The sequence below is a fragment of the Sphingobacterium sp. SYP-B4668 genome (assembly GCF_027627455.1).
In the GTDB taxonomy this organism is placed as follows: domain Bacteria; phylum Bacteroidota; class Bacteroidia; order Sphingobacteriales; family Sphingobacteriaceae; genus Sphingobacterium.
The window spans coordinates 1,496,465-1,508,387 of sequence record NZ_CP115483.1; the positions used below are offsets into that span (position 1 = coordinate 1,496,465).

General features: G+C 39.3%; 10 protein-coding genes. 5 read left to right on the forward strand and 5 right to left on the reverse strand.

Annotation, left to right across the window (positions count from 1 at the left end; translation table 11 throughout):
- Nucleotides 1-169 precede the first annotated feature (169 nt).
- Nucleotides 170-2,584: a TonB-dependent receptor domain-containing protein gene (locus OQ289_RS06495; RefSeq protein WP_270089924.1), complete on the forward strand. Its 2,415-nt coding sequence runs from the start codon at nucleotides 170-172 to the stop codon at nucleotides 2,582-2,584.
- 17 nt (nucleotides 2,585-2,601) lie between these two features.
- Here the strand turns inward: OQ289_RS06495 and OQ289_RS06500 are convergent, their stop codons facing one another.
- The 4 genes from OQ289_RS06500 to OQ289_RS06515 all read right to left on the reverse strand — a co-directional run bounded on the left by OQ289_RS06500 (nucleotide 2,602) and on the right by OQ289_RS06515 (nucleotide 4,087).
- Entirely contained in the window at nucleotides 2,602-2,958 is a 357-nt protein-coding gene (locus OQ289_RS06500; RefSeq protein ID WP_270089925.1) for a bleomycin resistance protein, read from the reverse strand.
- A 64-nt stretch (nucleotides 2,959-3,022) separates the two neighbouring features.
- The gene (locus OQ289_RS06505) at nucleotides 3,023-3,430 is read right to left on the reverse strand and encodes a GNAT family N-acetyltransferase (RefSeq protein WP_270089926.1); all 408 of its coding nucleotides are present in this window, start codon (nucleotides 3,428-3,430) and stop codon (nucleotides 3,023-3,025) included.
- A 97-nt stretch (nucleotides 3,431-3,527) separates the two neighbouring features.
- Entirely contained in the window at nucleotides 3,528-3,947 is a 420-nt protein-coding gene (locus tag OQ289_RS06510; RefSeq protein WP_270089927.1) for a hypothetical protein, read from the reverse strand.
- Entirely contained in the window at nucleotides 3,902-4,087 is a 186-nt protein-coding gene (locus OQ289_RS06515; RefSeq protein WP_033565144.1) for a hypothetical protein, read from the reverse strand. Before OQ289_RS06515 ends, OQ289_RS06510 begins: the two co-directional genes overlap by 46 nt.
- A gap of 156 nt (nucleotides 4,088-4,243) precedes the next feature.
- Between OQ289_RS06515 and OQ289_RS06520 the strand changes: the two genes are divergently transcribed.
- A complete protein-coding gene (locus OQ289_RS06520) occupies nucleotides 4,244-4,828 on the forward strand; it encodes a TetR/AcrR family transcriptional regulator (protein ID WP_270089928.1) in 585 nt (194 codons plus the stop codon).
- Nucleotides 4,829-4,979: 151 nt separating this feature from the next.
- The gene (locus OQ289_RS06525) at nucleotides 4,980-7,391 is read left to right on the forward strand and encodes an ABC transporter permease (RefSeq protein ID WP_270089929.1); all 2,412 of its coding nucleotides are present in this window, start codon (nucleotides 4,980-4,982) and stop codon (nucleotides 7,389-7,391) included.
- 123 nt (nucleotides 7,392-7,514) lie between these two features.
- Here the strand turns inward: OQ289_RS06525 and OQ289_RS06530 are convergent, their stop codons facing one another.
- On the reverse strand, nucleotides 7,515-8,735 hold the full coding sequence (locus OQ289_RS06530; RefSeq protein ID WP_270089930.1) for an ROK family transcriptional regulator: 1,221 nt from the start codon (nucleotides 8,733-8,735) through the stop codon (nucleotides 7,515-7,517).
- Between the two features lie 372 nt (nucleotides 8,736-9,107).
- On the opposite strand from OQ289_RS06530, the gene OQ289_RS06535 reads away from it, so the two are divergent.
- Nucleotides 9,108-10,508, forward strand: a complete 1,401-nt coding sequence (locus tag OQ289_RS06535) for a sugar porter family MFS transporter (protein WP_270089931.1) — start codon at nucleotides 9,108-9,110, stop codon at nucleotides 10,506-10,508.
- Nucleotides 10,509-10,541: 33 nt separating this feature from the next.
- Entirely contained in the window at nucleotides 10,542-11,735 is a 1,194-nt protein-coding gene (locus OQ289_RS06540) for an AGE family epimerase/isomerase (protein ID WP_270089932.1), read from the forward strand.
- Nucleotides 11,736-11,923: the final 188 nt, after the last annotated feature.

Sequence of the window (11,923 nt, forward strand, 5' to 3'; positions counted from 1 at the left end):
TCAAATTTAAATATAAAGCGATTAACTAGCTAATCACGTTATGCGAACACTTCAAATTATTATGCGAATGGGCTGATAATGCCAATGGCGTAATAATAGTAACTTCTCCTGTAATAAAATTTAGATAAAGGTACTGAATAGTGATTTTTGACAAAAAAATCAATTCAAGATGCTACTAAAGAAATATTTGGTGATTGGTGCAATCTTTTTAGTTCAGCTTTGTGTGTGTGCACAAAATAGTGAAGAATCTGTTAGCCTTAGAGAGATAAGTGGGACGATTAGAGATTCACTAAATTTGAAGGAACTAAAAGGCGTTACAATCACATTAATCGAAGAAAATAACCAAAAGATAATCGATATGCAGGTTACAGATGAAAGTGGAGATTTTACATTTTTCATGGACAAGAATATAACGTGTCAGATTAAAATTACAATGATTGGCTATCGCACCAAATTGCTTCAAGATATAAAACAAGGTAACCTACCACCCAAGTTAGGGACGATTGTGCTATCGTATGATATCAAAGAGCTGGAATCCGTGGAGATATCGGCCGTAAAACCCATACTGGAAAATAAATTGGATCGACTTATTGTACATGTTGAGCGAGATGCCATGTTAGATGGTGCTACTGCTTTGGATGCCTTACGAAAAGTACCAATGGTCGCGATAGATATGGAAGATCGCATCTCTTTGCGAAGCAATCAACAGGTGCAGATATTGATTAATGGAAAGCCTTCTGGTATGACGGGCAGTCATGTGGCAGATGCCTTACGTATGTTGTCAGCGAATCAGATACAAACAATCGAAGTGATGGTCCAGCCTACTGCAAAGTATGATGCTGCAGGAGGTGGAGTAATTAATATCATCACAAAAAAGCGTATCCAGCAAAATTTACATGGCACTGTAGCTTCTACAATTGGTACACGGCAGGGAGACTGGAATGCTGGCCTCAACTTTGGGGGAGAGAGAATAGGACTATCAACTCATATCGGAAATACCTGGAGCTGGCCAGTAATGACGCAGATTACATCTGAACACCGCACGTCTGATGGAAGACTAGTTGCCTTTCAACATAACGATAGTAAGAATCGACGTCTTGGTTATCAAACTAATATAGTGATGGACTTCCAAGTGGATACTAATAACACATTTACCTCTACCTTTAATTTTAACCAGTTTGCTATTCTCACCAAGAATAAAATTACAAACCCATATCACATGATTGATCTAGTGCCTATTCTCAACAATAGTAAGCAGATGTCTGGTGGCCTTGATTGGAGTTTGGATTATAGAAGAGGGTTAAGAATGAAAGGACAGGAACTCGCTATGTCAGTCCAACTATCTACAAGTAAAAATGATATGGATTTGTCCATAGACAGCCCTCCGCTCCTAGAAGAGGTACGTAACTCTGGGGCCAATAAAGAAAAAACATTACAGATTGACTATGTACATCCAATTGGAATGACGAAAGTTGAATTGGGAGCTAAGGCTATTTTTCGAGATATTACGAGTGAAACCATACAAGGTATTCAAGTCGCCCAAGATCCATACCATGTATCCAATGATGAATCGTTGACCTATCGTCAGCAGGTTACAGCCGCTTACACTAGTCTAACTATGGACATCGGTAAAGATATTCAGGCTATTTATGGGCTACGGTATGAGCACACTTTTTTAGCTAACAATACCGATAAAGGAGCGGAAGGATTCGTACGTCGATATAATCATTTTATACCCAATATAATCTTGGGCTACCAAGTCCATGAAAAGCTCGGGCTCAAGACCAGTTATAGCCAACGTATTGCCAGACCGAGTCTATATTTTTTAAATCCTTTTCTGAATACATCTGACCCGATTAATCACCAGCAAGGGAATCCAGCTTTGCGAGCCGAATTAGCTCATAATTTGGAACTTGCTGGTAATTTGATAGACAGAAATCTAATGATGAGCATGACCGTCTATTTTAGAAAAACGAGTGATATTATCGAATCAATTTATACACCTAGGAATCAGGGCAATCAGACCTTGATGCTGCAACACTTTGACAATATCGGCGAGGCTTATGTATACGGTATTAATATGTTTGCGTCAACCACCTTATTCAAAGTTTTGAGTTTTCGCGCTAATCTGGATTTCAATCTGCAAGAGATTAGACCCTATTCGCAATATACGTCGCATAGTATCTACGTAAATCGATGGTTGTCTAATTATAAATCTTTTGCTGGAGCTGCTGTAGATCTCAAGAAAGGTTACTTGGTCGAATCATATGTATTCTTTGATTCACCACAGCGTGTTTTTCAAGGCCACTATTCCGCGTTCAATTTGTGCACTTTTACGGTCAAAAAGAAAATTGGTACAGATAACGGTACTGTAGGTCTTATCCTAGTAGATCCTTTCAGCGGAAGAAAAAATCTTCCATCGCACTTTAGGACGCCTACACATGAGCTGAATGGGAATTTTATACTTCCCTTTAGATCGTTAAGTGTAAGTCTTTCTTGGAAATTTGGCAAAGGGAAATACAGTTCACGAAATCGTAGAATTATCAACAGCGATCAGAAAATCGAGGGAAATACGGGTAGATAATGATTTCCTTTTTCATCCTAGATGCTCTGCCCGAAAGTAAGCAAATTGTTGTCTGGGTCGAGTAATGAAAATTCTTTTTGCCCCCAAGGTTTCGTTTGTAGATGACCCGCAGGATGTATCGCTACTCTCTTATCGAGAAGGGATTGATATAGTCCCTCAATGTCGTTAGTACGGATATAAATCTGTCCATAATTCTCCTTGGGGTCTAGATTTTTGAATGCGTAGAAATGAATCTCAATCGCGTCTCTTTTCACCATTAAATATTCAGGATAGTCTGCCGTTCCCAATTCTTCAAAGCTTAGTCTATTTACATAGTATTCCTTTGTTGCGGTTTTATCCCGCATGGGTAATTTGGGGTTTACACTTGTCAACATATCTTTTTGTTTTTCTCTTTCTAAATTTACACAATGTTATGAAACGACCATCCCTTATGAAGAACTAATGTTCGTTCCCTTTGTATATCCACATCGGAGAGGTTTGTCCGGCCCGACTGAAACCAACTTTCTCATAAAATTCAATGGCTTTGCCATCGGCTGTCAACATCTGCATGTGAAAATTGCCATATTTCTCCTGCATTTTGTTGACTATCATTTTCCCGATGCCGTTGCCTTGATAGAAAGGATGTACCAATAAATGTGGATAATAGACTACGAGGTATCCGTCAGAGATAGCATTCCCTATTCCTACTAGTTTGTTGCCGTCCCAAGCGGAGATTAAGGAATCGGAATTTATCAGCGCTTTGTACAGTTCATTCGGTTTATCAGCAGCGCTCCATTTATTTGCGCTATAAAGATCAAGTATAGCCTCGAGTTCTATATCCCGAGTATCAGAGATTGTAATAGACATTGTATAATGTTTGTGTGCGGTGTACAAAGTGTTCGAAATCCTATTTTATTCCAATAAAGTTAAAATTTTTGAATGAATTTTGTAAATCTATGTAATGCTAGGAGAAGTTGTACCTCTTATGGGTATAGGGTTGATGGACATAGTAGTAAAACATGCCTCCCAAAAAATATACGACTACATCCCATAAATCGGAGGTATGATGGATGGTAAATTCTGGCATCATCCATTCAAAGACATATGAAGTAGCAAGTGAGATGAGTAAAATCTGAAATAGTGGATAGCGGAAAGGTTTTTTAGTTTGGAGAAAGTAGATACCAACGGCTTGAGACACGTGAATTATAAGTGGAACGAATACAAAGTCGGTTAACCAGTTGTTGAGTAAAGGGATAGGGTGTCCACCTTGTCTAGTAAAGCGAATGAGTATCCAGCTGATGGAATAGCCAATAAAATAGCTATCGTCCAAGAGATAAACTAATGCACGAACGAAACGGCTACAAGCATGGCTAACGCTCCACATGTCATCAGTATCAAAAACATATACCACCCAATTGCTTTTTGCTTTTTCTGGAAGGATGAATCCTCAGGGCTATTTTCAAATAGGGTCTCGCGAATCTCCTTTAGATTTCTGGATAACCAACCCTTTTTTCTTTCAGTCATATACCTGCTATTTATTGCAAAAATACACATTCTTTCTTTAATTAGAACATTTGTTCTATTTTTGACAAAAAAATAGTTGAAGGAATGACATGAGCTTCGATACACGCTGTCCAATCTGATGACGCGACCTCTAATCGACATTAAAAAATGTAATAGATGAAAACAAGTGATAAGATTTTGGATGTAGCCCGGCAACTTTTTAATGAATCGGGAATTCGGAATACAACGACAAGGGGTATAGCGGTTACAATGGCTATTAGTCCTGGAAATCTACACTACCATTTTAAACATACCGAAGATATCGTCATTGCGCTTTTTCGTCAGTTGATAGATTGGTATGATCATATTATTGAACAGGTTCAATACTTAAGCTTGGAATGTATTGATGACTTAATCCCAATTTTAGAGTTGATATATGAAAAAATGGACGAATTCCGATTCCTGTTTCTACATTTCGTAGAAATTGGGATTTGGATACCTGATATACGAATAGATTATCAACACCTTGTTGCAAAGCGAGAAAATCAATTCATAAATTGGTTGGAGCGATTGGAAGAACAGGGAGTATTAGTAACACTATCCCCTCAAATAAAGACTAATTTGGTGAAAAAGCTATTTATAGTTGGTGATTTTTGGATGTCCTATAATACGCTTTCCTATCGGTATTCAGGTATTGAAGCCAAGAAGGATTATGTTGACACCATGATGTCTCTGTTGTTACCTTACGTAAAAGACAGATAAGAAATCCACTGTCCGAAAGTGGACATCCAATTGTGCGATGGCGAACACCTAGTGGTATTGGTGTCGTCTCAATGTTTTGAATAACAGTGTTTTACTTTTTGGCCGATATATTGTTCGCAGGTATGATGAACGGAAATTCAGTAATTGTACCATGATAAAGAACTACTTCAAAATCGCTTGGCGTAATCTCAGAAGGCAACTGACCTTCTCCTTGATTAATATTGTAGGCTTGGCTATTGGATTAGCGACTTGCATTTTGATTAGTATGTATGTTTTGGATGAATGGAGTTACGATCGTTTTCATGCTCATGCAAATCGAATTGTTCGGGTTGTTTTTAAGGGTACTGTCCCTGGCGGCAAACTCAATGAAGCCCATGTCATGCCGCCTGTTGCCCAGGCTCTGAAGATCGAATTTCCAGAGGTTGAGGAGACGGTACGTATACGCTCAGGCGGACGTCCTAAGTTTGTCATAGCCGACAAGCTTTTTTACGAAGAGGATATGGCTTTTGTTGATCCGACTATTTTTAAGGTTTTCTCTCTACCCCTTGTTGAAGGTGATTCCCAAACGGCTTTGATTGAACCTAACACTGTTATTCTTTCGGAATCCACTGCCGAAAGGTACTTTGGGACCACGCAGGTTGTAGGGCGTTCGCTGACAGTTGAGGATGATGCCAAGACTAATTTGACTATTACTGGGGTAATGCGTAACATTCCATCCAACTCCCATTTTCAATTTGATATGTTGATTTCCATGGCCAGTTTTTCTGGTGCGCAATCAACATCTTGGATGGAGTCCGAATTTTTCACCTATCTACTTCTTCGTGAGGGTACTGATTTTAGACAGATGGAAAGCAAATTGCCAACCATTTTTGAAAAATATGCAGGTCCACAAGTACCCGAAGCATTTGGGATGAGCTACACAGCCTTTCGTCAAATGGGGAATAAGATCGGTCTCTATCTCCAACCCCTCACCGATATTCATTTGTATTCAGACTTTGCCTATGATCTAGGGTTGTCAGGAGATATCCGCTATGTATATATTTTTGGATCCATAGCGGTATTTATGCTTATCATTGCCTGCATCAATTTCATGAATCTATCTACAGCGGGCGCATCCAAACGCGCGAAGGAGGTTGGTATACGCAAAGTGTTAGGGTCTAGTCGAAAGGCACTCGTTCTTCAGTTTTTTGCAGAATCCTCGATGTTGGTTTTCATCAGTTTGCTTTTAGCCCTAGGACTGGTTGCTGCTGGTTTACCCTTATTCAATAAGCTTTCCGGTAAAGCATTTGACGTGACAGTATTCCAACATTTTTGGGTTTTTCCAGCAATCTTATGTTTTGGTCTCGTCATCGGTGCCCTAGCAGGGAGTTATCCAGCACTTTTCTTGTCATCTTTTAAGCCGATTAGGGTCCTAAAAGGGAAGTTGTTTCCAGAAAAGAGAGATGTCGGTCTGCGTGGAAGTTTGGTCGTTTTCCAATTTTTTATTTCCATCTGTTTACTCATCTGTACTGTGGTCGTTTATCAACAGCTTCTTTACATTCAGCAGAAGAAATTGGGATATGATAAGAGCCAAATCTTGATTATCCAAAGTTGGCCGCTTGGTAAAAGTGAGGGTGCCTTTTATGCAAAGTTGATGCAAGATTCACGTATTCTTCATGCCACACATTCCCATTACATCCCTGCGGGTCCAACAGCCAATAATAATTTCTTTGTCCATTCCCAATCCGCTCCTCATGAATGGGTAAAAACGTTACGCTACGATGTCGATGAGCACTATATTCCTACGTTGGGAATAGAAATGAAAAGTGGACGTAATTTCTCTAACACCTATGGTACAGATTCTTTGAGCGTTATCCTGAATGTAACTGCAGCCAAGACTTTTGGATGGAATGAACAAGAAGCTCTTGAGCAGACCATTATCAATAAAGATCATCAAGTATATCGTGTCGTAGGTGTTGTTAAGGACTTTCATTTTAAATCACTGCATGAATCCATATCGCCATTAGTCATGATTATGCAAAAAACCACGGGAAATTTGTTAATAAAGGTGAAGACAGAAGATATGACTGCAATTTTGAATTCGTTGAAAAAACAATATGAATCTTTTCGTCCCGACTTTCCGTTTACCTATTCTTTTCTTGACGATCGGATTAATGACACATACCAGTCTGAGATCAAGACAGCCTATCTGCTTGGTATATTCGCTGGATTGACTATTTTCGTTGCCTGCTTAGGCTTGTTCGGCTTAGCGATGTATACGGCTAATCAACGTACAAAAGAAATCGGTATACGAAAAGTATTAGGTGCCTCTGTTCCCAATATCCTTCATCTTTTATCCAAGGATTTTATTAAACTTGTGCTTATTGCGCTCATGGTTGCTACTCCGATTACTTGGTGGATCATGCAAAAATGGTTAGATGGATTTGCCTATCGAATAGAAATTCCTTGGTGGTCTTTTGTGATATCGGGGTTTGGCGCAATTATTATCGCTTTGTTTACAATTGGCTTTCAAGCAATGAAAACTGCGATTGCTAATCCTGTGGATAGTCTACGAAATGAGTAAATTGAACGGATCAAAAGCGAGTGATAATCTGCCCAATGCTTTCCATTTACAAAAATGAATAGTATCCTGTTATTAAGTAGTTGTCAGCGTTGAATGCCATCGTAAATTTTTCTCAGTACGGATTTAATTGTTTATATCCAGTAATCGATCTCTTACTAAAAGGCAAGCTCCAATCACACCTGCTTTCTCCTGTAATTCTGAAAGTTTAATTTTCGTATCCGTACTCACTAAGTTTAGTGAATATTTGTTGATTGCGCTCTTAATAGGGAGCAGTATGTAATCGTGAGTTCGAGCCAATGAACCGCCTAATACGATCAGCTGCGGATTGTATAGGTTTATTAACATGGCTATTGCTCGCCCCAGCTTTCCACCAATCTCGGCTAACAGCTCAATCGCCAATACATCGTCATTTTGTACAGCTTCGAGAATATGTTTCAATTTGATGTCATCTGGGTCTATGGTCTTGGTCAATGTACTAGCATAACCTTCTCTTATTTTTTGAATAAAGAGGTTATTCAGTGCTCGTCCTGAAGCTTCTGTTTCTAAGCAACCCTTTTTTCCACAGTGACATAAAATTTCGTTGTCGAATAAAGGAATATGCCCGAATTCGCCAGCAAATCCCGATTCCCCGTAGTAGATGTGACCGTTGATTAACGTTCCCATTCCAATACCATAATCTAGGTTCAAGAAAAGGACATTCTTTTCTTGCTTCACAACTCCCGCCATGAACTCGCCGTAGGCCATAGCCCTTGAATCGTTTTCGATGAAGGTCTTTATTTTTAATGTATCTTCCAAATATTTGCTTAGCGGCGTCTCGCTGAAGTGAAAAAAACTGTAACTGTAGCCGGTCTTGTAGTTAATCCGACCACTAAGATTCAGACCCAAAGCTAAGATTTTGTCTTTTGGAACCCCTGATTTTTTGATAAAGTTCTTAATAATTTGACATAGGTCATCAAGAGACTCTTGACTATTGGCGAGTTGGTAAGGAAGGTTCTCCGCAATAGAAACAATAGTCTTGTTTAAATCTATCAATCCTATATTTACATGATTGTGTTTCACATCAACACCTACAAAGAAACCAGACGTAGGTACTAAACCATACATATTCGGCTTGCGTCCGCTGAGTGTCGTTGATTTCCCATAATCTTTAACCAATCCGTCTTCTATCAGTTCATTGATTACATTGGTCACCTTAGGTACACTTAGTTTCAACTCTTTGCTCAGTTCGGCAATGGTGCTGTTTCCGTCGTTTGAGAGTATAGCAATTATGTTCTTCTTAATGGAGTTGTTCTTATAAGCAACTCCAGAAACGTTTTCGTTTTCTATTTCTTCAAAAAATGTCATGATTCCTATTAAGTTTAGCAAAACTAACAAATAAAACTGTACATATTTAATTTTGTGTTCAGTAATCGTTAATTCATCATTATTATTTATATCTGATGGGTCAATCTTAAAATAAAATAATAAACAACGGTTGATATATTAAATTTTATTTTTAATTTAGCCCTTGAAATTGTTCGAACCCTTATCTCCGTATAGAAATATAAGATAGAACGAAATACCAAGTAACTGTGTAAATATTATGAATAGAAGCAATAGAAGCAGAATTTTTATGGTAGTCGAGTTTGTTACACTCCAATATGTTAGAAGTTTTGTTTGAAAAACAACGTAAAACCTTATACTATATAATAACCTGAAAAAAACGAACCTAATAAAATGAATCAAACAATTAACTTAAATTATATCGGTTTTTTATCGATGGTCGCAGCCATAGGAGGCTTTCTGTTTGGATACGATACTGCTGTTATTTCGGGAACCATCGCTCAGATAAGTTCACAGTTTGGATTGGACACTGTCTCACAAGGCTGGTATGTAGGGTGTGCACTGATAGGGTCCATAGCTGGCGTATCTTGTGGAGGATTCCTCGGCGATCGTTTCGGGCGGCGTAATACGTTATTTATTTCTGCTTTTTTATTTACTGTTTCAGCGGTATACTGCGCGCTATCATCGGATTTCAATCAATTGATATATGCTAGGATTATAGGTGGTGTTGGAATCGGTGTTGTATCTATTGTATCGCCAATGTATATTTCTGAATTGTCGGTGCCACAGTACCGAGGTAGATTGGTGTCGCTTTACCAATTGGCGGTCACAATTGGTTTTTTGGGAGCATACTTGGTCAACTACGCACTTTTAAATTATTCCTTAGGGGATGCACAATATCTACAAAATAGTTGGTTAAAGTTAGTTTTTCACGAAGAGGTGTGGCGCGGTATGTTGGGTGTATCGGGATTACCAGCTATCTTTTTCTTTATCATTATCTTTTTTATTCCGGAGAGTCCACGGTGGCTGGTCATGAATGGTCGTACCGAGCGTGCACAAAAAATCTTGACACTTATTTATCGCTCCGAGAATACAGCTGGGGCTGAGTTGGACAAGATACAGCAGGTAAGTATGACAAGCCAAAAGGTAAATTGGAAATTGTTGGCTCAGCCGGGTATAAGGAAAGCTGTTTGGATAGGAGCGGCTATAGCGATTTTGGGACAATTTATGGGCGTCAACGCAGTGTTGTATTATGGTCCTACAATTTTTGAAAGTAGTGGTATTTCTGGTGGCGATTCGCTTTTTTATCAAGTCATTGTGGGATTGGTCAATGTGCTGACTACGGTGTTGGCGGTCTTTATTATTGACAAAGTTGGCCGTAAGAAATTAGTTTATATGGGCGTGTCGGGAATGATATTCTTCTTGTTGCTGATTGGTACGTATTTTTTCTGGGGATCGGAAATTGGTCTATCCAGCATGTTTATGCTGATTTGCTTTTTAGCATATGTTTTCTGTTGTGCAATCTCTATTTCGGCAGTCATTTGGGTATTACTTTCGGAGATGTACCCCAATTCTATCCGAGGACTGGCTATGTCAATTGCAGGTTTATCGCTGTGGATAGGAACTTACCTGATTGGTCAACTTACCCCTTGGATGTTGGAGAATTTAACGCCTGGGGGGACATTTTTTCTCTTTGCGGCGATGTGTATCCCTTATATGCTCATCGTTTGGAAATTGGTGCCCGAGACCACGGGCAAATCTTTGGAGGATATCGAACGTCATTGGATTCATTAACCTTAAGTATAGTACGTAGAATAATACAATAACATGAATTTTAAGAAACTTAGTGAACAGTACAAAACGGAACTGTTGGAGAACGTATTGCCCTTTTGGTTGGAAAAATCATTGGATAGAGAGCATGGCGGATACTTTACTTGTCTAGATCGGGAGGGAAAAGTTTTTGACACGGACAAATTTATATGGCTACAGGCACGAGAAGTATATATGTTTTCATCCCTGTACAATAAGATCGAAAAGAACCAAGCGTGGTTGGATGCTGCTGATCATGGCGCTGCTTTCTTATTGGAACGTGGGCATGATGGAAACTTTAACTGGTACTTTTCATTGGATGTTGAAGGAAATCCCCTGACCGAACCTTATAACATTTTTTCCTACACATTTGCAACAATAGCTTTTGGACAGTTGAATTTAGCTACCGGCAATCAGCTTTATGCAGATGTGGCCATGAAGACATTTGACATCATCCGCTCGAAGGTGGATAACCCCAAAGGCAAGTGGAATAAAGCGGTTCCTGGTAGTAGGGCGCTGAAGAATTTTGCGCTGCCTATGATTCTTTGTAATCTGGCATTAGAGATTGAGCATTTACTTCCAAAATCATTATTAGATCAACTTATTGAGGATTGTTTACATGAGGTGTTGGAAGTGTTTTATAGGCCGGAGTTGGGTGGGATTATCATCGAAAATGTGTGTTTGGATGGAGAATTGTCAGACACTTTTGACGGACGTGTGGTCAACCCTGGACATGCTATCGAAGCGATGTGGTTCATTATGGATCTAGGTGTACGTTTGCAACGCGAAGACCTCATTCAAAAAGCAGTGAATATCACCCTTAATATGTTGGAATACGGATGGGATAAAAAATATGGAGGTATATTCTATTTTATGGATAGGTCAGGACATCCACCTCAACAGTTGGAGTGGGATCAAAAGCTATGGTGGGTTCATATGGAAACCTTGATTTCTTTGATAAAAGGCTATCAATTGACTGGATCGCAAGAGTGTTTGGTATGGTTTGAGAAAGTTCATAACTATACTTGGGCCCATTTCAAAGACGTCGAATATCCAGAGTGGTATGGTTATTTGAACCGTCAAGGAGAGGTCTTGCTGTCCCTAAAAGGGGGTAAATGGAAGGGTTGCTTCCACGTACCACGTGCCTTGTATCAATGTTGGAGGACATTGGAAGACATCGCACAAAAGGACTTGATTGTTCATGTTGTTTAGTTTAGGCTGGCTCTTGAGCCAGCTTTTTACCACATTCAAAATGTATCAGTGAAAGTAAAAGTAGATGTGTTAGTCGACGATCTAGCCCCAAATTACCGATGTCTTGTCTCCTATCGAAGATGCAGCCCGGTAACCCCATTATCTGTCACTATCATAATCCTCTAGCTGAATATTAAGGACCCTCGTCT

Bases quoted from the DNA above. Each gene is read 5' to 3' on its own strand.
- OQ289_RS06495 (WP_270089924.1), top strand. From the start codon at position 170: ATGCTACTAAAGAAATATTTGGTGATTGGTGCAATCTTTTTAGTTCAG.
- OQ289_RS06500 (WP_270089925.1), bottom strand. From the start codon at position 2,958: ATGTTGACAAGTGTAAACCCCAAATTACCCATGCGGGATAAAACCGCA.
- OQ289_RS06505 (WP_270089926.1), bottom strand. From the start codon at position 3,430: ATGTCTATTACAATCTCTGATACTCGGGATATAGAACTCGAGGCTATA.
- OQ289_RS06510 (WP_270089927.1), bottom strand. From the start codon at position 3,947: ATGTGGAGCGTTAGCCATGCTTGTAGCCGTTTCGTTCGTGCATTAGTT.
- OQ289_RS06515 (WP_033565144.1), bottom strand. From the start codon at position 4,087: ATGACTGAAAGAAAAAAGGGTTGGTTATCCAGAAATCTAAAGGAGATT.
- OQ289_RS06520 (WP_270089928.1), top strand. From the start codon at position 4,244: ATGAAAACAAGTGATAAGATTTTGGATGTAGCCCGGCAACTTTTTAAT.
- OQ289_RS06525 (WP_270089929.1), top strand. From the start codon at position 4,980: ATGATAAAGAACTACTTCAAAATCGCTTGGCGTAATCTCAGAAGGCAA.
- OQ289_RS06530 (WP_270089930.1), bottom strand. From the start codon at position 8,735: ATGACATTTTTTGAAGAAATAGAAAACGAAAACGTTTCTGGAGTTGCT.
- OQ289_RS06535 (WP_270089931.1), top strand. From the start codon at position 9,108: ATGAATCAAACAATTAACTTAAATTATATCGGTTTTTTATCGATGGTC.
- OQ289_RS06540 (WP_270089932.1), top strand. From the start codon at position 10,542: ATGAATTTTAAGAAACTTAGTGAACAGTACAAAACGGAACTGTTGGAG.